The organism is Brevibacillus sp. (assembly GCF_003521185.1).
Classification (GTDB): Bacteria; Bacillota; Bacilli; order Brevibacillales; family Brevibacillaceae; genus Brevibacillus; species Brevibacillus parabrevis.
The window spans coordinates 32305-53189 of sequence record NZ_DOTK01000056.1; the positions used below are offsets into that span (position 1 = coordinate 32305).

At 52.9% G+C, this 20885-nt stretch carries 18 protein-coding genes, 1 pseudogene and 1 riboswitch; of the genes and pseudogenes, 15 read left to right on the top strand and 4 right to left on the bottom strand.

The window, feature by feature from the left end; translation table 11 throughout:
* Positions 1-17: 17 nt before the first annotated feature.
* The gene (locus tag DEP07_RS17665; protein WP_122966671.1) at positions 18-428 is read left to right on the top strand and encodes a hypothetical protein; all 411 of its coding nucleotides are present in this window, start codon (positions 18-20) and stop codon (positions 426-428) included.
* 68 nt (positions 429-496) lie between these two features.
* Here DEP07_RS17665 and DEP07_RS17670 read toward each other — a convergent pair whose 3' ends face one another.
* Positions 497-865 (bottom strand): DUF2294 domain-containing protein, encoded by a 369-nt coding sequence (locus DEP07_RS17670; protein WP_063229353.1) that lies wholly within the window; start codon positions 863-865, stop codon positions 497-499.
* Between the two features lie 186 nt (positions 866-1051).
* Between DEP07_RS17670 and kdpB (DEP07_RS17675) the strand changes: the two are divergent.
* From kdpB (DEP07_RS17675) to DEP07_RS17715, 10 genes and pseudogenes are all read left to right on the top strand, one after another.
* A pseudogene (kdpB, locus tag DEP07_RS17675) lies at positions 1052-2316 on the top strand (potassium-transporting ATPase subunit KdpB); the annotation flags it as partial.
* 88 nt (positions 2317-2404) lie between these two features.
* Positions 2405-3238 (top strand): putative bifunctional diguanylate cyclase/phosphodiesterase, encoded by an 834-nt coding sequence (locus DEP07_RS17680; RefSeq protein ID WP_233454136.1) that lies wholly within the window; start codon positions 2405-2407, stop codon positions 3236-3238.
* Between the two features lie 112 nt (positions 3239-3350).
* Positions 3351-3494, top strand: a riboswitch (cyclic di-AMP (ydaO/yuaA leader).
* Between the two features lie 589 nt (positions 3495-4083).
* Positions 4084-4161 (top strand): potassium-transporting ATPase subunit F, encoded by a 78-nt coding sequence (locus DEP07_RS27760; protein WP_083955723.1) that lies wholly within the window; start codon positions 4084-4086, stop codon positions 4159-4161.
* A 48-nt stretch (positions 4162-4209) separates the two neighbouring features.
* A complete protein-coding gene (gene kdpA / locus DEP07_RS17685; RefSeq protein WP_122966668.1) occupies positions 4210-5883 on the top strand; it encodes a potassium-transporting ATPase subunit KdpA in 1674 nt (557 codons plus the stop codon).
* Between the two features lie 26 nt (positions 5884-5909).
* The gene (gene kdpB, locus DEP07_RS17690) at positions 5910-7949 is read left to right on the top strand and encodes a potassium-transporting ATPase subunit KdpB (RefSeq protein ID WP_122966667.1); all 2040 of its coding nucleotides are present in this window, start codon (positions 5910-5912) and stop codon (positions 7947-7949) included.
* A gap of 44 nt (positions 7950-7993) precedes the next feature.
* Complete coding sequence (kdpC, locus tag DEP07_RS17695) at positions 7994-8554, top strand: potassium-transporting ATPase subunit KdpC (RefSeq protein WP_173597955.1); 561 nt, start codon at positions 7994-7996, stop codon at positions 8552-8554.
* A gap of 16 nt (positions 8555-8570) precedes the next feature.
* Positions 8571-10904, top strand: a complete 2334-nt coding sequence (locus DEP07_RS17700; protein WP_173599970.1) for a universal stress protein — start codon at positions 8571-8573, stop codon at positions 10902-10904.
* A 13-nt stretch (positions 10905-10917) separates the two neighbouring features.
* Positions 10918-11697 (top strand): hypothetical protein, encoded by a 780-nt coding sequence (locus DEP07_RS17705; protein ID WP_287102810.1) that lies wholly within the window; start codon positions 10918-10920, stop codon positions 11695-11697.
* 35 nt (positions 11698-11732) lie between these two features.
* Positions 11733-12605 carry an arginase family protein gene (locus DEP07_RS17710; protein ID WP_173599971.1) on the top strand — a complete coding sequence of 291 codons (873 nt, stop codon included), beginning with the start codon at positions 11733-11735 and terminating at the stop codon, positions 12603-12605.
* 190 nt (positions 12606-12795) lie between these two features.
* Positions 12796-13098, top strand: coding sequence for a hypothetical protein (locus tag DEP07_RS17715; protein WP_122966662.1), 303 nt, complete (start codon positions 12796-12798; stop codon positions 13096-13098).
* A gap of 89 nt (positions 13099-13187) precedes the next feature.
* Here the strand turns inward: DEP07_RS17715 and DEP07_RS17720 are convergent, their stop codons facing one another.
* Positions 13188-13688, bottom strand: coding sequence for a hypothetical protein (locus DEP07_RS17720; RefSeq protein ID WP_287102811.1), 501 nt, complete (start codon positions 13686-13688; stop codon positions 13188-13190).
* A gap of 151 nt (positions 13689-13839) precedes the next feature.
* Here DEP07_RS17720 and DEP07_RS17725 point away from each other — a divergent pair, with 151 nt between their 5' ends.
* Entirely contained in the window at positions 13840-14808 is a 969-nt protein-coding gene (locus DEP07_RS17725) for a sporulation protein (RefSeq protein WP_122966660.1), read from the top strand.
* A gap of 151 nt (positions 14809-14959) precedes the next feature.
* Here the strand turns inward: DEP07_RS17725 and DEP07_RS17730 are convergent, their stop codons facing one another.
* Positions 14960-15580, bottom strand: a complete 621-nt coding sequence (locus DEP07_RS17730; protein ID WP_173599974.1) for an HXXEE domain-containing protein — start codon at positions 15578-15580, stop codon at positions 14960-14962.
* Positions 15581-15592: 12 nt separating this feature from the next.
* On the bottom strand, positions 15593-16180 hold the full coding sequence (locus DEP07_RS17735) for a TetR/AcrR family transcriptional regulator (RefSeq protein WP_217023188.1): 588 nt from the start codon (positions 16178-16180) through the stop codon (positions 15593-15595).
* A 237-nt stretch (positions 16181-16417) separates the two neighbouring features.
* Here DEP07_RS17735 and DEP07_RS17740 point away from each other — a divergent pair, with 237 nt between their 5' ends.
* The 3 genes from DEP07_RS17740 to yunB all read left to right on the top strand — a co-directional run bounded on the left by DEP07_RS17740 (position 16418) and on the right by yunB (position 20812).
* Complete coding sequence (locus DEP07_RS17740; protein WP_122966657.1) at positions 16418-17152, top strand: MntP/YtaF family protein; 735 nt, start codon at positions 16418-16420, stop codon at positions 17150-17152.
* 107 nt (positions 17153-17259) lie between these two features.
* Positions 17260-20064, top strand: coding sequence for a calcium-translocating P-type ATPase, SERCA-type (locus DEP07_RS17745; RefSeq protein WP_122966656.1), 2805 nt, complete (start codon positions 17260-17262; stop codon positions 20062-20064).
* Between the two features lie 46 nt (positions 20065-20110).
* Entirely contained in the window at positions 20111-20812 is a 702-nt protein-coding gene (gene yunB, locus DEP07_RS17750) for a sporulation protein YunB (RefSeq protein ID WP_122966655.1), read from the top strand.
* Positions 20813-20885: the final 73 nt, after the last annotated feature.

Here is a 20885-nt window from a genome sequence, read left to right on the forward strand (position 1 = left end):
GAAGAGGAGGGGCTGGCATGAAAAATTGTCTGGTCATTGGGGTGGGAGAGGCATTCACGTCTTTTGTGCAGACGATCAGAGGAGGCAGTGACTCTCTGTTCTTCCGGAAAAGTCCTGTTGCCTATTCGCTGATCAGGGGAGAGCGTCACTCCTGCACAGAAAAGTTGTCGCCCATTTCTTTCGATGAAAGCTATCTTCATCAAGAGGAGTTGTTAGTCTATCAGTCTGTCTATCTGTTTGTGGACGAATGGCCAGAAGGGCGTGATTTCATTACTTTGTTTCGGCAGTTGGGCACTTGCCGCATTTTCGTTCTGACACAGGAGCAGCAAAATGCGAGTTTATACAAAGGGTTAGGTGCCCATTATGTCATCATCAGCAAGCCAGGGTACAAGGGATATCGATGGCTGGCAGAACAACTCAGCGGTTGATTGGAAAAAGGCTCCGTCAGTAAGCAGGCGGAGCCGCCTTTTCGATGCACAGGTATTCAGTTGAGGAATCAGCCCAGCATTTTTTCGAGGTCCTTGTCCAACACGTAAACCTCGATTCGCTCCCCCATCTTGGTGCTGATGTCGCTATGACTGGACAGCACTTTGCAGCCGGTCAGCTTTTCTACGATTTCTTCTGATTCCTCGCTATACATCTCACGAAGCACCTCGCGCATTTCTTTTACAATGCGACGGCCTTTATCGTGGCTGGAGAGATGTTTTTCTTCAACGGTGAGCACTCCCTTGAAGCGAACGAGGACCATGTCGCCGACGATGTAGGTTTTTGCTTCTTGAGGGCCACGTCCGATCAAGTCGCGTTGAAATTTGATGAAAGTTTCGCTGATTTCAGCTTCCAGCTTTTTTTTGTTAGAGATGGCCAAACGCCATACCTCCCATTATTTATCATTGTGCCTTATATTACTCAGCCGACTTTGGGCTGTCAACACGTCTGAGGAGGGATGATTTTGTGGTAATCGTAACGATTTTTGCCGTGGGGATTTTTTTGTATTTGGTTCACGCCTTATGTCATGTAGAACAATTGTGAATTTCATAGGATAGAAAGGTGAATGGCCGTGAAACAAGTAGAAGAGCATTCGACATTCCACAATAAAATAATCGGAACAGCTTTGTTGGAGAGTGTACGCAAGCTAAACCCGCTGGTTATGAAATCGAATCCTGTACTGTTTGTGGTTGAGATGGGAACTGTGCTAATCCTGCTCATGATCCTTTTCCCCCATTATTTCGGAACAGAGAATCAGATAGGCTGGAACACAGGCGTATTTTTGGTTTTGCTGTTACCGTCCTGTTTGCCAATTTTGCCGAAGCACTGGCAGAAGGGCGGGGAAAAGCGCAGGCAGATACGTTGCGCCGGGCCAAAAGAGATACTGAGGCGAAACGGCTGAAGGCAGACGGGGGCATCCATGTGGTGTCTGCGGAGGAACTGCGAAGAGGGGATCTTGTTCTGGTAGAGACGGGTGACTTCATTCCTGGCGACGGTGAAATTGTCGAGGGGCTGGCTTCGATTGATGAATCAGCGATTACAGGCGAATCTGCACCTGTAATCAAACGGGCGGGAAGTGATCAGTCGTCCGTGACTGGCGGTACGCGGGTCACGAGTGATTCTATCTTGATCAAAATAACCACGAACCCGGGCGATTCTTTTTTGGACAGGATGATTGCCTTGATCGAAGGCGCCAAACGGCAAAAGGCCCCAAACGAAATCGCCCTGAATACGGTATTGATCGTATTTACGCTTATTTTTCTCATCGTCGTAGTCACACTGGTGCCAATCGCCGCCTATGCGGGCATTCATCTCAATATTTCTGTCCTGGTCGTACTGTTAGTTTGTTTGATTCCGACGACGATTGGCGGTCTTTTGTCTGCGATCGGAATCGCAGGCATGGATCGGGTTACCCGCTTCGGTGTCATTGCGATGTCAGGCAAGGCAGTAGAGGCGGCTGGTGACGTCAATACGATTATTTTGGACAAAACAGGCACGATCACGTACGGCAATCGGCTGGCGGCGCAGTTTGTTCCAGTCGCAGGAGCAGAGGAGAAGGAGTTGATAGAGGTAGCGGTACTTACCTCTCTGTTTGACGATACGCCAGAAGGCAGCTCGATCCTCATGCTCGCCAAGCAAAAGCATGTCGTTTGCGACGTGAAGGCATACGAAGGCCAGGTCGTACCGTTTACCGCAGAAGAACGGATGAGCGGGCTGAATTACAGAGGGGTTCAATATCGGAAGGGAGCGGTTCGCGCCATATGTGACTACGTGGGCGAGCGGCAAGGAACAATCCCGAAAGACCTGAAGGAACGAAGCGCCCAAATCTCCCGCTATGTACAGTGCAAAAGAGAAGGGACGAAATCGATACATTGTGTACTCCTTTACGATGAGCAATCATGCATCAGAATGTCTTGCGATGGAACAGGAACTTCACAAAGCTTTGGAGAGGGGGGAATTTCATCTGCAATACCAGCCGCAAATCGATTGCCAGACAGGAAAAATAGTCGGAGTCGAGGCGCTGCTGAGGTGGCAGCATCCCGTATGGGGGCTGGTTTCCCCGGCAGACTTCATTCCACTGGCAGAAGAGACGGGACTTATTGTACCGATTGGCGAGTGGGCGCTGCGAACAGCCTGTAACCAAGCCAAGCTCTGGGAGCAGGCAGGATATGACCCGTTGCGAGTTGCCGTCAACTTGTCTGCCCGTCAGTTTCAACAAGAGAATCTGGTACAGATGATTCAGCAAGTTCTTCAGGAGACGGACATGCAGCCCGAGCTTCTGGAGCTAGAGATTACAGAAAGCGCCGTCATGAAAAATCCGGATGCGGTGATCGGTGTTCTGCATGAGTTAAAGCGATTGGGGATGAAGCTGTCGATTGACGACTTTGGCACCGGATACTCTTCGCTTAGCTACTTGCGCGATTTTCCCATAGATCGTCTGAAAATTGATCGCTCCTTCGTAAGTGCTATTACGGAAAAGGACGATGCCGTGATTGCCCAGTCGATCATTGCCATGGCCCATAATCTGCACCTCAGCGTTTTGGCTGAAGGGGTGGAAAACGAGCTTCAGTTTGCTTTTTTGCGTGAACAGAAGTGTGATGAAATGCAAGGATACCTTTACAGCAAGCCTTTGTCGGCAGAAGAAATAAAGCAATGGCTGCAAAAAATCGGACAGGGCATTTCCGAACGCGGTCCATGCGTTGCGAGAAAACGCGAGATAATCGACGAAATATCTTGCGCGGCTGAGTCCTGACAGGATTAAATCGCTTACATCGATAAAGACTGCACAAATCGTGCTAAAAAGCGAGAAACAAGACATTAACAACCGATTATGCCAGACGTATAATGAGACTCGTAACCAACAATTGCAAATCTGGCCAAATCCCGAGGCACTCGGGAACGGAGGACCCAATTTTGTAGGGGTTAATTCCACGATTCGTGGAAGGGATGAGTAACTCTTTCGCCATCCTACCCGTCAGCTAACTTCGTCGGCTAAAGCGAGGGAGGTCTAAAGACCGCCTGTTTGAGGAGGCTTTTTTTGTTGTCCTTTGGGATGAGCAAAGAAGCTTGCTCGAAACGAAAGATGCAGGTCTTTTCGTTTTGCCCAAAAAATGAATACACGTTTTTCGGAAAAAGGAAACGGGAGACAAAACGCAAAGAAGGCACATTCAAGTCGGCTGGGCGTTCGGTAGACCAATGAGTACTTTTTCTCCGAAGAAGTGATCGTCTTTCATACCGCTAAAGTGCGGGCGGGGCTTGCCCTGTCTGTTGAGCTTTGCTGGTCCATTGTGGCGATCTTTTCGGGGAATGAGTAAGCATTGGTCTATTTTTTTGCTTCCATGGCAGGTTTTTTCAGGGGAGAAAGCTTGTACCAGGAAGTGAGCGAAAGAGGCGAACCGGCACGACTTTGTTCAAGGTAGATGGAGGTGGGCGCCTGAAGGAAGCTGGCGCGACAAAAACGGCAAACTGCAAGCGGAAAAAGGAGGGACTTTTCATGGACTTAGTTGCCATACTGCTCTTGGCAATCTCGTTTGTTACATTTTTTGCCCTGATCAAGTTTTGTGATGCGGTAGTAAAAGAACAGGGAGGAAAAGAAAAATGATCTTGCTGCTGTTGATTGTGGCCGGACTGGCGATCTACCTGGGCCACGCACTGATCTATCCGGAAAAGTATTAAGGATTGGTCGAGCGATTCATTTCATAGAGGAAGTAGGAGGAATTGTCCGTGGACTTTATACAAATATCGGTGGTTTTGGTGGTGCTGCTCTTGTTGGCGATTCCGACGGGACGCTATCTGGCGCGGGCCTTTTCCCTGGAAAATACGCGATTGGACCGCGCTTTTGGCGGGGTGGAAAAAGTCATTTACAAATGGTCTGGCATTCGCATCGCAGACATGACCTGGAAGCAGTACGCGACGGCGGTTTTGGTCAGCAATATCACGATGGTTGCGATTGCTTATCTGCTCTTGCGCTTGCAAGGGATGCTGCCGGGGAATCCGAGCGGTGTGGCGGCGATGGACCCGTTGCTGTCGTTCAATACGGCGGTAAGCTTTTTGACGAATACCAATCTCCAGCATTACAGCGGAGAAAGCGGTTTGTCCTATCTGTCGCAGATGATGGTGATTATCTACCTGATGTTTACGACACCTGCTACGGGGATTGCGGTCGTCATGGCATTCATGCGCGGATTGACCGGACAGCGCAGCATCGGAAACTACTATGTCGACCTGGTGCGGGCGCATACGCGTGTGCTGCTTCCCTTGGCAGTAGTCGTGACACTTCTTCTGGTGGCGCAAGGCGTGCCGCAGACGATGGAACCGACAGCGACGGCGACTACATTGAGCGGGGCTGAACAGCAAATCGCACGAGGTCCGGTAGCTTCGCTTGTGTCGATCAAGCATTTGGGAACGAACGGCGGCGGGTTCTTTGGGGTCAACTCTGCGCATCCGTTTGAGAATCCGACTCCTTTGACGAACGTGCTGGAGATTTTGTCGATGTTCCTCATTCCGGCGTCTCTGCCTTTTGCCTTCGGTTTCATGACGAAGAGCCGCAAGCAAGGCTGGATCATTTTTGGCGCCATGAGTTTGATGTTTCTCGTGTTCCTCGGGATTGCCTACGGAAGCGAGATCAATGGCAACCCGGCGCTTGAACGTGCAGGTTTGTCACAGGCCGTGGGCAGCATGGAAGGAAAAGAAGTGCGTTTCGGCATTGCGCAGAGCGCCCTGTTTACAGCGGTGACGACTGCGGCGACGACCGGAACGGTCAACAACATGCACGACACGCTGACGCCGCTGGGCGGACTGGTGCCGCTCGGGGAAATGATGCTGAACTGCGTATTCGGCGGAGATGGCGTCGGTACGGTAAACATTTTGATGTATGCGATTTTGGCTGTGTTTATCGCGGGCTTGATGGTCGGACGGACGCCCGAGTTTCTCGGACGAAAAATCGAAGGGAAAGAGATGAAGCTGATCGCGATTGCGATTCTCGCCCACCCGCTGATCATTTTGGCTCCGACCGCGATTGCGCTGGCCTCGGAAATGGGCACAGCCGGAATCTCCAATCCGGGCTTCCACGGCATCTCGCAAGTTTTGTACGAATTTACGTCCTCGGCAGCCAACAACGGCTCTGGCTTTGAAGGACTGGGCGACAATACGCCTTTCTGGAACATTTCGACTGGGCTGGTCATGCTGTTTGGCCGATACGTGTCGATCATCGCGATGCTGGCGGTAGCCGGTTCGTTGCTCGCGAAAACGCCTGTACCTGAAACGATGGGTACGCTTCGCACAGACAATGGTGTGTTTCTGGTCATTTTGATCGCGACGGTCGTGATCGTGGGTGCGCTGACGTTCTTGCCGGTACTGGCACTTGGCCCGGTAGCCGAGTGGTTGACCATCCGATAATTCAAAAGGCAAAGGAGATATTTCCAATGAGCAGAACGCGCACGGTTGCGTTTCCAAAAGATTTGTACCAGCGTGCCTTTGTCGAGGCGCTGAAAAAACTGGACCCGCGGGTCATGATCAAAAACCCGGTCATGTTTGTGGTCGAAGTCGGATTTGTCGTGACCCTGCTTTTGACGATCTTGCCCGATCTGTTCGGGGGAGCCTCTGATCGCGGATACAACGGGATCGTCAGCCTGATTCTGTTTGTGACCATTCTGTTCGCCAACTTCGCCGAGGCATTGGCAGAAGGACGCGGAAAAGCACAGGCTGAGAGTCTGAAAAAAACGAAACAGGATACAAAAGCGAGAAAGCTCGCTAAAGATGGCTCGATCCAAATGGTCAGCTCGACGGAACTGCGCAAAGGCGATCTGGTTATCGTCGAAGCGGGCGAGCTGATTCCGAGTGACGGGGAGATTGTCGAAGGTGTCGCCTCCGTGGATGAGTCGGCGATTACGGGTGAATCCGCGCCTGTTATTAAAGAAGCGGGTGGCGATTTCAGCTCCGTTACAGGCGGTACGCGTGTAGTGAGCGACCGGATTCGCGTCCGTGTGACGACTGATCCTGGCGAGTCGTTCCTCGACCGGATGATTTCTTTGGTCGAAGGTGCCAAACGGCAAAAAACTCCGAACGAAATTGCGCTCAATACGTTGCTGGTCAGCTTGACGTTGATTTTCCTGATCGTCTGCACGACTTTGCAGCCGATCGCAAGCTACGTCAATGCCGCCATTCCGATTGCTACGCTCGTGGCTTTGCTCGTCTGCCTGATTCCGACGACGATTGGCGGTTTGCTTTCCGCCATCGGGATTGCCGGGATGGACCGGGTTACGCAGTTCAACGTCATTGCGATGTCGGGGAAAGCGGTGGAAGCTTCGGGCGACATTAACACGATTATTTTGGACAAAACAGGCACGATCACCCACGGAAACCGCATGGCGGCGGAATTTGTGCCAGTGGGCAACAGCAAGGCAGACGCTTTGAACAGGGCGGCAGCACAAAGCTCCATACTCGATGAAACACCGGAAGGCCGCTCGATTGTGGAACTGGCGAAAAAGCAAGGTCTTGCAGCAAGCGAGCTGGAACTGCCGGGCGCAGAGGGCGTGGAATTTAGAGCCGAGACGCGCATGAGCGGCACGAATTTGGCAAACGGCACGCAAATTCGCAAAGGTGCAGTAGACGCGATCAAAACGTACGTCAAGGAATTGGGAGGCCGTATCCCGGCAGACCTCGACGAAAAGGCAAACCGGATCGCAACCGCAGGCGGAACGCCGCTGGCAGTGGTGGAGGGAAATGTCATTCTCGGGCTGATTTATTTGAAGGATACCGTCAAACCGGGGATGAGAGAGCGCTTTGAAGAACTGCGACGCATGGGGATTCGCACGGTGATGTGCACGGGGGATAATCCGCTCACAGCAGCGACGATTGCCCGCGAGGCAGGGGTAGACGATTTTGTGGCGGAAGCGAAGCCGGAGGACAAGATTGCCTTGATCCGCAAAGAACAGGCAGCGGGCAAACTGGTCGCGATGACAGGCGATGGCACGAATGATGCGCCAGCGCTCGCCCAGGCGGATGTCGGTCTGGCGATGAACAGCGGGACGGTTGCGGCGAAGGAAGCGGCCAACATGGTCGACCTCGATTCCGACCCGACGAAAATTATTGAGGTAGTGGCGATCGGCAAGCAGCTTTTGATGACGCGCGGCGCACTGACGACTTTCAGTATCGCAAACGACGTGGCGAAGTATTTTGCGATCATTCCGGCGATGTTCATGCTGGCGATCCCGCAAATGAACGCCCTCAACATCATGGGCTTGGCTACGCCGCAGAGCGCCATTTTGTCCGCGCTGATCTTCAACGCGATCATCATTCCGATCTTGATTCCGCTGGCGATGAAAGGCGTAAAATACTCGCCGATGAGCGCGACCAAGCTGCTCAGCCGCAATCTGGTGATCTATGGTTTGGGCGGCATTCTGGTGCCTTTTGTCGGCATCAAGCTGATTGACCTGGTGCTGGTCGGATTGAATCTCGTATAGGCGAAACCGCCACAATCGAAACAGGAAAGCAAAGGTGAATATCCATGATTTTGAAAAACCTCCGATTGTCTGTCGTTTTACTGCTCATATGCGGACTGATTTACCCGCTTGCGATGACAGGGGTGGCGCAGGTCGTCATGCCGGCGCAGGCGAGCGGCAGTCTGATTGCCGATGCGAACGGCAAAGTAGTCGGCTCCGAGCTGATCGGGCAAACGTTCACCGATCCGCAATATTTCTGGGGCCGCATCTCGTCTATCGACAACAATGCAGCAGGCTCTGGCTCGAACAACTACGCGCCATCCAACCCGGCACTGACCGAGCGCGTGCAAAAAGACATCGCTGCTTTCCTGGCTGCCAACCCGGGCGTCGCGCAAGCAGATATCCCGGCCGATTTGCTGACCAACTCCGGTTCGGGCCTTGATCCGCACATCTCGCCAAAAGCGGCAGCCATTCAGGTGCAGCGCGTTGCGAAGGCGCGCAATCTCGATCCGGCAAAAGTTCAGGCTTTGGTTGCGGAAAACACGGAAGGAAGAAGCATGGGAGTATTTGGAGAACCGCGAGTCAACGTACTGAAGCTGAATCTGGCTTTGGATCGGCTGAAATAAACAGGAGGGCTGCGAGATGGTCGAGCAGTTTCGCCGAAAGACCCCGGAAGAAATCTTGCAGTCCATCTCCAGAATGCACCGGGGCAGGCTGAAAATCATTCTGGGGGCAGTGAGCGGCTCAGGGAAAACGTATCATTTGCTGATGGAAGGGCAGAGTCTCCGAAAAAAAGGAATCGACGTGGTTATCGCCGCTTCCGGTGCGGCCGCATCGCCGAAGCTTGCTCCCAAGCGGGAAGGTCTGGAGGAAATCCCTTCCCTTCTCTGGCATGCGCAAGGCGAGGCGAAGCATGATCTGGATGTCGGCAAAATTTTGGAGCGAGATCCCGAAGTCGTGCTGGTGGACGGGCTGGCTCACCGGAACCGTCCGGATGCGCCACGCCCGACCCGGCTCGATGACGTTCGTTATTTGCTCGACCACAATATCAGCGTGATTGGGACCGTCAACATTTACGAATTGGCGGGAATGAAAGAGATGGCGGAACGACTGACCCGCGCACAGGTGCACATCGATCAGTGCGTGCCGGAAGAGACGCTGGCTCTTGCCGACGAGGTAAAGCTACTGGACGTGACGCCGGAAGCGATCCTGAAACGGTTGCAGGAAGAGGATGGTGCTGCTTCGATGCGCAGCAACCATCCCTTGCTGCGCAGAGACAATCTGCATGTGCTGCGCGAGCTGGCGCTGCGGTTCGTAGCCACAGGCGTGAACGAAGATTTGGAGGAGTACCGCGAGAAGCACGGCATGGTGGGAGCATCCGGGGCAACCGAGCGCATTTTGGTATCGGCCCAGTATCATTGGAACGGCTCCATCCTGGTGCGGCGCGGACAACAGGTTGCCAAGCGGCTCGGCGGAGAGCTGTTGGTCGTCTGCTTTCGTCCGGCCTCCAAAAAGCTGAGCAAAGAAGAAGCGACTTTTCGCAGAGCGATTGCAAAGCTGGTTGACAAGGTAGGCGGTACGTTTGAGGAAACGCCTTTGCAGCGGGAAAAGGACGTGGCAAGCGAGCTGGTCGCCTACGCGATGGCGCGCAATGTAACCCGGATCGTCATGGGGCAGTCGAAGCGAACCCGCTGGGAAGAAATTTGGCACGGCTCGATCGTCCATAAAATTCTCCGGAAAACGAAAAATATCGATATTTTAATTGTCGCCGACCGCTCAGAGCGCGACGGGGAGCGAGTGATGCCAGCCAAGCGCCACACTACGGAAACGATCAATCCGTATCGCCGCCTGTCGCAGGAAGAAATGGAGCAGGAGATCGGAAAAATCAGGCGAGGAGCGTTAAAGGTATACGTCGGGGCAGCGCCTGGCGTGGGCAAAACTTACACGATGCTGCGGGAAGGAAACGAGCTGGCCGAAAATGGCATCGATGTAGTGATCGGCCTGCTGGAAACGCACGGGCGAAAAGAAACGATCGAGCAGGTCGGCGGACTGCCCCTGATTCCGCGCAAGCGCATCCCGTACAAAAACGTGACCTTGACGGAGATGGACACGGACGAAATCATTCGGCGCAATCCCGAGGTCGTCCTGGTCGACGAGCTGGCCCATACGAATGTGCCCGGGAGCGAGCGCGAAAAAAGGTATCAAGATGTGGAGAAGCTGCTTGCGGCAGGTATTTCCGTGATTTCCACGATGAATATTCAGCATCTGGAAAGTCTGAATGACAGCGTCGAACAAATTACGGGAGTACGTGTGCGGGAAACAGTGCCCGACCATATTTTGCATCAGGCGGACGAGGTTGAGCTGATTGATATTTCCCCGAAAGCGCTGCGGCAACGAATGCGCGAGGGAAACATTTACGCGCTGGAAAAGGTGGAGCAGTCTCTGGCGAATTTTTTCCGGACGGGCAATTTGATAGCGCTGCGGGAATTGGCTTTGCGCGAAGTGGCAGACGACGTTGACGAGCGGCTGGAGGCGTGGGAGCGGCGGACGCTCAGGGGGCCGTGGCGACAACAGGAAGTCATTTTTGTTTGCGTCAATTTGCGTTCCGACAGTGAGCGGCTGATTCGCAGGGGCTTTCGTCTTGCCTATCGGCTCAAGGCCGTTTGGCATGTGGCGTACGTCAAGGATCACGAGCCGCTTACCGAAGAGGAAGAGGCGCAACTGGCAAAGCTGCGCGCGTTGACCAAGCGGCTGGGAGGTCGCTTTGAACAATACGAAGCAGCGGGAAGGCGCAAAGTTTTTACCCAGTTGATCAAGCAGATGAACGAAAAAGGCACGACACAGGTCATTATCGGACAATCGGCGCGGACGAGGTGGAAGGAAATACGCGAAGGCTCGGTCGTCCAGCGATTGCTGCGCGAGGCTCGGCACATGGACGTCCTCGTTGTAGCCGATCAGACGCCGGATATGAGGTAAAGGGAGGATCACAATGGGCACAGAAAAAGCAGGGCAATGGGCGAAAAGCCTGGCAGACGCCTACAGCCGTTTGGAGTGCCTGATCAATGAGTGCGCCGGACAGGACCAGAAGAGCCAGCCGGAGCCGAGTACAGAAGCATTGCTGTTTTTAGAACTGATACGAATTTACGTCGAGGAAGAAGAAATCCGGGTGAGGCAAAAGCTGAAGCGCAAATCGTCCCAGCGAATCTCCCGCGTCATGCACGAGCGGATGGGGGCGTTTCTGGCAGAGCGGATTGCAGGGATTTCTTTTCAAGTGATGGACGGCCTGCTGTTTTTGCAAGTGCAGGAACAGACGGTCGCGGCGATCAAATGCATTCCCGACTTGGGTAGCTACGATACTCCGTCGTGGAATGCGACGATTGCCCGGTTTGTCAAACAGTATGAAAAGCGTTACAAGCTGGCGCCTGGTAAGCTTTTGTTTGTGGTGTGCTCTCTCGCCAAAAGTCTGGATGCCCAACACGCCAAGGCTTTGACCGGAATCGACGTCTGGTGCGGTTCGGCCCTTACTGCGCCAGTGTATCGGGAAGCTTTGCAAACGTACGTCAGCAAATGTGTAGAAGCGATGGATGCCGTACCGAATCCGCGAGGGCAAGTGTATTTTTTGAGTCCGGGCGCCCATCCGAACACGTTTGCCTGCCAATTGTTGCGCGGCGAGCCTGCTGTCATGCCTGATGGCTGGCTGAAACCTTCTGTCAACGAACTAATGCAGTTCGTCCAATCGAGGTGCTATACTGATGGTGATTTCCAATAAATGAGGTACTGGAGGAGCTGTCTATTAACGTAAAAGTGGCTGGTATCCCGCATTTCACGGGAGCGTATGTGTCTGGAACGGAGCTGGCCCCGGACGCACTGAGAAAAGCGGGGCTCATCGAGCAATTGCAGCAAGTTGGCTTGACAGTGGCGGATAGCGGCGATTTGAGGCTACCTGATTATTTGCCTCGTCACAATATTCCGCCTGTTCGCAATTGGCCTGCGCCGCGCATGCTGTGGGACGTGCTTGGGAAAGAAGCGCAGGCGTGGTTTGCAAGCGACGACGAGATCGTCCTGATGCTTGGCGGCGACTGTAGCCTGATCGTCGGGACGGCTTTGGCCCACCAGGCGCGTCACCAAGAAAAGGCGTACTTGTTGGTCATCGACGGGCATTTGGACGCGGTAGTGCCTTCTGCTTCGCGCTGCATTGGAGCGGCAGGGATGGGACTGTGGTTTTTGCTGCAAGACCAGGGGCAATGGATTGAACGCAGCGGTTGGCGTGCAGAGCGAATCCGGTTGGCGGGCTGTCAGCAACCGCCTGCGGAAACGTACGGAGTGGAGATCACGTCGCTGGAGCAGCTCAAAAGGGCAGGCGTACACGAATCCATCACCCGGATCATGCAGGAGATTCCGCCAGATGCCCGCATACTCGTTCATTTTGACGTGGATGTGATGGACAAGGAAGCGATGGCTGCGGCCTATTCGCCAAGCGAGATCGGGCTTTCCCTGGAGGAAGCGGAGATGCTGCTTGCGACTGTAGTCAGCGATCGGCGCGTCACGGGACTGGAAGTGACGGAGTTTTCCGCTCTCAGGGATACGGAAGGGAAATACGCCGCCAACTTGGTGCAATTGCTCGCTCGCGCATTGGCTACTCGCGCTACGGGGGCACGCAACGACATTTCTGGATAAAGAACCTGGATAACATGGCGTTGGAATTAAAACTTCAGAACCGCCAGCTATTAAAGTCATTTATTCTCTAAAGAACATAATGAGTAGATTTTTTTGTGAAGATGGTTGTAAATGTTGCCCTTAATTTCTCCTTGTTATATGACGAGACAAAAAATCTATTGTCTCTACTACAATTAAGGAGGAATTACTTATGGCGACAGGAGATTGTACTTTGTATGGGGTTCATAAGATGTACATGGTGTCGAGGGCTATCATCAAGAACAAATACACTGGAAATACCATCAATTCACATTGGAGTTATTACAAGTGTAGATGTGGCGATTTATTTGCGTGTAGCGGTGCTCCACAGCTCGGCGAGCCTATTTTGGATTATTTAACAAATCATTATATGAACGGTGCCGGACAGAGCGGGATTATTACGATCCATGTTGACCCGTCTGACATCAACAATACATCCAAAAGAACCCTTCCAGGATTTGATTTCATTCCTTAATCACACAAGCAAATCAATGAAAAGAGAAGCACTCTGATCGAATCAGTAGTGCTTCTCTTTTTCGTAACCGTATGTTTTCTTTACCCAGCTCAGCTTTTAAATTGATTGGTTCTGACATCATCCCAATAGTAATCAATCTTAAAAGTTTTATCGTCGGGCACTAAGGTTACTCGGCCTGCTTGGTGTTTGGTTTCACTTTTCAATGAATCTTTTAATAAAATGGTATAACTAATATTAATCGCTCCTGAAGCCTCATCCCTCTCGAAATCGGTAACTTTTACGTCTTCTACAGTTAAAAAAATATCATTATATGCTAAGTAAGCAGCGACAAAACCGATGTTCAACTTGAGCAAGCTTTCCGGTTCTTCCTTCTTAGTTAAATAAGGCTTGGCTTTATCCTGAATGACTGGTATATAGGCGGTAAAGTCGCCAGGTGTTTTGACATAGTCCTCTTTTTTAACCTCGTAAAGGATTTTACTATATTCAAGTATTAGTTTCTGTGACTGCGCTTTTAGTTCTTCTTCTGGATTGTTAGAAGAACATGCAGTTAAACTAAACAGGAACAAAAGCGCTGTAAGTATCATTTTCAAATGGAAACAACCCCCTTTTAAGTAAATTTATTCATAAAAAGATTGTATCATATTGCTGTCTGTATGGAAAATTTGGAATACGATAACGAAAGAGAACTTTTTCTGCTACACTATAAATATAAGTAATTGCTTATATTTGGAGGAGAAGCCGATGTTCAAAAAGCTGATGGCAAAATTCGGTGTAGGAGCAGCAACTGTTGATTTGCAACTAGACGCACCTGGATTCCGACTGGGGGAAAAGGTGACAGGCGTCGTGCGGATTGAGGGCGGCAACGTAGAGCAGCGCATTTCCGAGCTGAGCGCTGTCCTGCTCATGAGAGTGAATGTGCGTGGGCAAGAAGTAACCAGACAAGTGCAGGTTTACCCGATCAGCCGCCAGTTTACGGTACAGCCGAAGCCGTTTGTGCAAGAGATCCCTTTTTCCTTTGTCATGCCGGATGGACTGGCTATCTCTACTCCAGCCGTTCAATTTGCATTGCAAACCAAGCTGGATGTAGAAATGGCGCTCGATCCGACTGATTTTGACCGTCTGGAAATTTTGCCGCCAGAACGGGTGGAGCGCGTGTTGCGTGCTTTTGATCGCGCAAATCTGCGGCAAAAAGCCGATTCCGGCAAGCTGACGCCGTACGGGCAGGAGTTCGCCTTTTTCCCGGCAGTCGATCTCGGAATCCCGCTCAAAGAACTGGAAGTGATCTTCTTCTCGACTCCTGACGAACTGCGCATGCTTGCGGAGCTTGATCTGGCTAGTGGCTTTCTGCGCCGCGAAAAGGAGTACAAGGCAGAAATCGTGGTGCCAAACGAATTGCTTGCCGCTGGACAAGAGGAAGAGTTGTCCCGCTATTTGCTGGCGAAGATTCGCGATTACGCCAACAACCCGCAAGCCATCCCGTACGTGCAGCTGTCTGCCTACCAACAGGGCCATTACGGTCACCACGGCCATCGCGGCAGCGGCATGGGCGGCATGATCGGAGGCATGGCAGCCGGGCTTCTCGGGGGCATGCTGCTTGGCGAGCTGATGTCGCCAGACGAGGAAATGGCTTCCGACGATGCACAAGAGGAGCATGGCAGCGAAGAGGAAGAAGCAGATTTTGACTTTGGCGGTTTTGACGACGAACTGTAAAAACGTACCTATTCCCATACAGGAAAAAGAGCCGTCGCTTGCTGGAAGACAGCGGGCGGCGGCTTTTGTTGTGCCAAACGTTCATGACCGTCTTGCCTGGAAAAAAGGAGCGACCGTGGCCGATCGACTCCTTTTTCGCCAGTCATGATTTCTAAGAATAAGGTCCAAGCTGCTGACGGGAAAAGGCGTAGGGAGACTTCTCGTCTTTCAGCCACATGTTGCCTTTGACGATCAAAATGTACACAGCGACGGCAAAGTACAGCGTTCCGACGATCCAGTCCAGTACCGTAGCCATGTTGTTGGCGACGATGTGCTGGATGTACCAGCCGCCGACCGGAATATGGAAGACGATGACGGCGAACAAGCCCGGATTGTACAAGGTGCCCGCTTTCCGATTCGCAAAAATGCCGTGCCAGACAAACTGGAAAAATCCCATGAAAATCGGCCCGAGCGCCAACCATACGACGGTGGGGAAAAAGACAGGAACGAGATAGAAAAGATAGGCGATGACGAGGTTGATCACCATGGCCGACTGTCGATTCAGCGGATAGCGCTCCGGATGCTTGCTGGGAAAAATCAGTCCGTTGAACAGTCCGGGAAAATAGCCAGGCCAACGATATTCTTCAAACTGGTGCACGAGGATCGCGATGAAGCTCAACCAAAGAATTTGCTCAATCTCCGGGATGTCCGCCCACCCCGCCAGCAAATAAACTCCCACGATTGCTGCCACGAGTAGTCCGAGATCTTGCCAATACGAGCGCAGAAAGTTCATACTCTTTCACTCCTATTTTGCATTTTCATGAAAATAGCGTGCAAACAACAAGTCCATTTGCTGTTCGACGGAGCCGACCTCGATGCCAGCGCCTGTCGACAGCGTCGATTTCAGCAGAGCCGGAAGGAAAATCGCTCCAAACAATTGCATGATCATCATTTGCAAAAGCTCCTGATCGGCTTCCCCGGTCAGTTCCTGGAGCACAGAGCGCATCTTGACGAACCCGATGCTGCGCAAAAACTGTCCGTATTGGTATTGCGAGGTAAAAACGGCCCCGCCGATGGCGAAAATCCGCGCAACCAGCTCGGGGTACTGCGAAATGACAGAGACGTAGCTGGTCAAAAATTGTCTGAGCCGCGCTTTTGGGGCGACTGTCAAATCGTCGAGCACATCAAAGGTGTCTTGAAAGCTGCCGAGAAAACTGCTGAGAGCTTCGTTGATCAGGCGATCCTTGGACCCGAAATAATAGTTGACCAGTGCGACATTCGTTCCCGAATCTGCTGCGATTTTGCGCACCGTGACGCTCTCGAATCCTTCCGACTTGATCAACTCCAGGGTAGTCTGCAAAATTTTTGCCTTCGTGTCACTGTTTTTATCCATTTTTGGCCGGACAACCTCCTTCTGGTGGGGAAGTTCAGAACAACGTCTTAAACTATGTTTTAAACATTGTTTAATTGAAGGATAGCAGCTTTTCTTTTATTTGGCAACAAGTCTTTTGGCCGGGATAAAAAAGCCAAGAAGGGACTGACTGGTGCAAACATGCCCTGCCTGTTTATTGGCACAACACTCCTCTTTCTCGCGTATACCTAATAGGCAATGGGAAAGAGGTGACCACATATGAGCGGATGGCTCGCACTCCTGCTCGTTTCCCTGGCCATCAGCATGGACAGTGTCAGCGTAGGATTGACGTATGGCTTGCGCAACATGAAAATGCCCTTTTTGTCGCTGGTCGTCATTTCAGGATGTTCCTTTGCCGTTGTGTATGGTGTCATGCTTGTAGGGTCTTCCCTGACCAATTGGCTGACGCCTGAGATTGGCAAACATATTGGTGCGGCAGTGCTAATCCTGATGGGGTTGTTTACTCTGTGGCGACTTTTCTTTTCCAGGCAAGAAGGGGAGAAGGGACCAGAGCAAGCCCAGCCATGTTTGCTGACAGCTCAGGCCGGGGGATCGACAGCTGCGGGTGAAGTGTCCGTTGTACCACAAGCGGCAAATCAGGTAGAACTGGATCGCACAGTCTTGACCCAATTTCGGATTTTCGGCGTGATGATTCAAATTTTGAAAGACCCCTCCAAAGCAGATGCGGACCGTTCGGGACACATCATGGGCTGGGAGGCGGTCATGCTTGGGCTGGCGCTCTCGCTGGATGCATTTGGCGCGGGAATCAGTCTTACGTTTTTAGGATACTCTCCACTCGTCGTCGCGCTCTGTATCGCCATCATGAGCGGACTGCTGCTTGTCGTCGGGCTGGCGATGGGACGACGCGCAGGAAAAGCCAGATGGCTTACACGACTGACATGGCTTCCGCCGATTTTGCTCATTTGCATCGGGTTGGTCAAAAGCTTGAAATAATATCTCTCCACATGAAGACCCGTCCACGGAAAAGGACGGGTTGTTTTATTTTCTGGCTCGTCTGCATACACATGAGAAGGAGTGAGAAGTGGATGGAGGAGATGTAGGTGGATACACAGCCAATTCGAAAATGGTACACGCTGGCGGCGGCCGACGTGACCGAAGCCCTTCATAGCGATGCGGCGCAGGGATTGACTCAGCAGGAGGCAGAGCGGAGACTGGCCAAGCAAGGTGCCAACCAGTTGGCTGAAAACAAACGCAAGCCTCTCTACTCGGTCTTTCTCGACCAGTTCAAAGATTTTATGGTACTCATCCTGTTCATCGCCACGCTGATTTCTTACTTCCTCGGAGAGTATCTGGATGCGATTACGATTATCGCGATCATCATCATTAACGGAATACTCGGGTTCATTCAGGAGGCAAAGGCGGAGCGGTCCCTGCAAGCTCTCAAGGAGCTGGCATCCCCGATGGCGCGCGTCATCCGGGAGGGGCACATTTCCATGATTCCTGCTTCTCGCCTGGTGCCGGGCGATCTGGTTCAGCTTGAAGCGGGCGATCGGGTTCCAGCCGATTTGCGACTGCTTACTGCCAATCGGCTGGAGGTAGAAGAGTCGGCGCTGACGGGTGAATCTGTCCCTGTAGGAAAAAACGTGAAAACGCTCGATACGGCGCAAGCTTCCACCGTGCCGCTGGGAGATCAGAAAAATCTCGCTTTCATGGGCACGATGGTGACAGGAGGGACCGGGAGCGGAATCGTCGTGGCAACCGGGATGACCACTGAAATCGGGAAAATCGCCCACTTGATGAATACCGCCGAAGAAGCGGAGACGCCGCTGCAAGTGCGTTTGGAGCAAATGGGCAAAATTCTCGTGGTTGTCGCCCTGCTCTTGACGATAGTCGTCATCGTAGCTGGTGTGTGGCACGGACACGAACTGTTCACGATGTTTCTCGCAGGGGTGAGTCTTGCGGTAGCAGCCATCCCGGAAGGCTTGCCGGCGATTGTGACGGTGGCGCTGGCGCTCGGCGTACAGCGAATGATCAGACGCAACGCCATCGTGCGCAAGCTGCCATCGGTAGAGACGCTTGGCTGCGCTTCCGTCATCTGCTCTGACAAGACAGGCACGCTGACCCAGAACAAAATGACCGTTACCCATGTCTGGCACAGCGATGCTACGTACGAAGTGAGCGGAAGCGGCTATGTGCCGGAAGGAGCTTTTCATCATCAGGGCAAAATGGTGTCTCCTGCCCGCGATGGAGCGCTCACGCAAATCATCCGTATCGCCGAGCGGTGCAACAATGCCCAACTGATTTGTGAAGAGCAGAGCACACGCAGTTTGCTTGGGATGGGCAAAGCGACGCGGCATTGGCAAGTAGTGGGCGACCCGACAGAGGGAGCGCTGAAGGTGCTCGCTGCCAAAGCAAACGGAAATGCCGCAGAGCGCAGCACTCAGAAAAGCCAGTCGATGCGCGTCGAGGAGCTGCCGTTTGATTCCGATCGCAAAATGATGTCTGTGGTGGAAAAAGGCGCAGACGGAGCGCACTCGCTGCTGACCAAAGGCGCTGCCGAGGCTGTGCTGGCGAGATCCACGCACATTTTGTGGGGAGGCGAGCTACAGCCGCTTACAGCCTCGCTTCGCCACCGGGTATTGGAGCAGACAGAGGTGATGGCGGGCAAAGCACTGCGGGTTCTCGGCTTTGCCTACAAAACATTGCAAGGCTACCGTCCCGGACAACCGATCGCGGCGATTGAAAACAATCTCGTTTTCGTCGGGCTTGTCGGGATGATCGATCCGCCGCGGGAAGAGGTTCGCTCTGCGATCAATCTGTGCCACCAGGCGGGCATCAAGACGGTCATGATTACGGGCGACCACAAGGTGACGGCCGAAGCGATCGCTCGCCAGATCGGGCTGATGCGCGGCTATGGCGAGGTGCTGGAAGGCCGGGAGCTGGATGCGATGTCTGATGCTGTCCTCGCGGATCACGCCGAACGGGTGACGGTGTACGCGCGGGTTTCTCCCGAACACAAGCTGCGCATCGTACGCGCCCTGCAAAGCAAAGGGCATGTGGTGGCGATGACGGGTGACGGCGTGAACGATGCTCCAGCGATCAAGACATCTGACATCGGGATCGCCATGGGCATTACCGGAACAGACGTGACAAAAGAAGCGGCAGACCTGGTGCTGCGCGACGACAACTTCGCGACGATTGTGGCCGCGGTCGAGGAAGGGCGCAACATCTACGACAACATCCGCAAGTTCATCCGCTATTTGCTCGCTTCCAACGTGGGCGAGATTCTCGTCATGTTTTTTGCCATGCTGCTCGGCTTGCCGTTGCCGCTGGTGCCGATTCAGATTTTGTGGGTCAATCTGGTCACGGACGGGTTGCCGGCTATGGCTCTCGGAGTCGATCAGGCAGAGGCCGACACGATGTACCAGCACCCGCGCAACAAGGCGGAAAACATTTTCGGCAGAGGCTTGGGCTGGAAAATCATCAGCCGTGGCTTTTTGATCGGCGCCATGACGCTGCTCGCTTTCTGGCTGACGCTGCGCGAGAATCCAAACGATCTGGTCCACGCCCAGACGGTCGCTTTCGTCACTTTGGTGATGGCCCAGCTGATCCACGTTTTCGATTGCCGCAGCCAGTACAGCGTGTTTCATCGCAATGTGTTTGAAAACAAATACCTCGTCTGGGCAGTCATCTCGTCGTTGGTACTGGTGCTTGGTGTCGTCTACATCGACACGCTTCAGCCCATCTTCAAGACGACAGACTTGTCCATCCGCGATTGGGCGCTGATTCTCGTCACATCCGGCGTACCTACTTTTGTGGCAGGCATCGGCGGCGTGCTCGCAAGCGGCCGACCGCGTCGCGGCAAGCAAAAGCGTTCTTCCATGCGTACGGTACGTCCTGATTGAGCATTGATATAGTTTCGTACGGCGAAACGAGGGAGTGGAAGAAAGCGTGCGTTTTCGAAAAGGAGGCTGGAAAAGGCGCGGCAGAAAAATTTTCGCTACGTTTTTGGTGATCATCGTCGGATTGGCGATCTTGTTCGTGGTCGTGGAAAGAAGAGTAGAGCCAACCTTGATCCTGATTGCGCAAGCCAAAGCCGATCAGGTGGCAAAGCTGGCGATTACGGATGCAGTCACGAAGCGGTTGACACAGCAAGGAGTCGATTTTAACGAAATCGTGATGATGGAAAAGGACGAGGCAGGCAGTATCAAGGCGGTCAATTTCAATTTCCGCGAATACTCCCGAATCGTGGGGGAGACGACGGCCCGTATCCAGAATCGCTTGAAAGAGTTCGAGCAAGAGAACGTCCAGACGACGATTCCGCTCGGGCTGGCTACCAAGAACGTTTTTCTGGAGCACTTGGGTCCGGACATCCCCGTTTCGTTTGTCCCGATTGGCGCGGTAAAAACCCGGCTGGAAACAGGATTGAAGCAGGCAGGCATCAACATGGTGCTCGTCACGGTCTACATTTACGTAGAAGTGGATTTGCGTGTCGTCATTCCGTTTGCCACCAAACAGCAGACCGTGACGACGCAGATTCCGATCAGCGAAGCGCTCATTGTCGGCAAGGTGCCGAGTTATTTGTACAACAATCCTTCCGGGAAGCCGGATGTGCCGATGCCGAAAAATACGCAAATCATCAGTCAGCCATAACTGGTTACAAGAAGAGGGCAGCGACGAAGCTGCCTTCTTTTTTTCTATCCGAAGGATTGTAATATGAAGTGCG

What these genes read in the sequence shown, in the direction of transcription:
- DEP07_RS17665 (WP_122966671.1), top strand. Translation starts at nt 18, where the DNA reads ATGAAAAATTGTCTGGTCATTGGGGTGGGAGAGGCATTCACGTCTTTT.
- DEP07_RS17680 (WP_233454136.1), top strand. Translation starts at nt 2,405, where the DNA reads ATGGAACAGGAACTTCACAAAGCTTTGGAGAGGGGGGAATTTCATCTG.
- DEP07_RS27760 (WP_083955723.1), top strand. Translation starts at nt 4,084, where the DNA reads ATGATCTTGCTGCTGTTGATTGTGGCCGGACTGGCGATCTACCTGGGC.
- kdpB (WP_122966667.1), top strand. Translation starts at nt 5,910, where the DNA reads ATGAGCAGAACGCGCACGGTTGCGTTTCCAAAAGATTTGTACCAGCGT.
- kdpC (WP_173597955.1), top strand. Translation starts at nt 7,994, where the DNA reads ATGATTTTGAAAAACCTCCGATTGTCTGTCGTTTTACTGCTCATATGC.
- DEP07_RS17700 (WP_173599970.1), top strand. Translation starts at nt 8,571, where the DNA reads ATGGTCGAGCAGTTTCGCCGAAAGACCCCGGAAGAAATCTTGCAGTCC.
- DEP07_RS17705 (WP_287102810.1), top strand. Translation starts at nt 10,918, where the DNA reads ATGGGCACAGAAAAAGCAGGGCAATGGGCGAAAAGCCTGGCAGACGCC.
- DEP07_RS17715 (WP_122966662.1), top strand. Translation starts at nt 12,796, where the DNA reads ATGGCGACAGGAGATTGTACTTTGTATGGGGTTCATAAGATGTACATG.
- DEP07_RS17725 (WP_122966660.1), top strand. Translation starts at nt 13,840, where the DNA reads ATGTTCAAAAAGCTGATGGCAAAATTCGGTGTAGGAGCAGCAACTGTT.
- DEP07_RS17730 (WP_173599974.1), bottom strand. Translation starts at nt 15,580, where the DNA reads ATGAACTTTCTGCGCTCGTATTGGCAAGATCTCGGACTACTCGTGGCA.
- DEP07_RS17735 (WP_217023188.1), bottom strand. Translation starts at nt 16,180, where the DNA reads ATGGATAAAAACAGTGACACGAAGGCAAAAATTTTGCAGACTACCCTG.
- DEP07_RS17740 (WP_122966657.1), top strand. Translation starts at nt 16,418, where the DNA reads ATGAGCGGATGGCTCGCACTCCTGCTCGTTTCCCTGGCCATCAGCATG.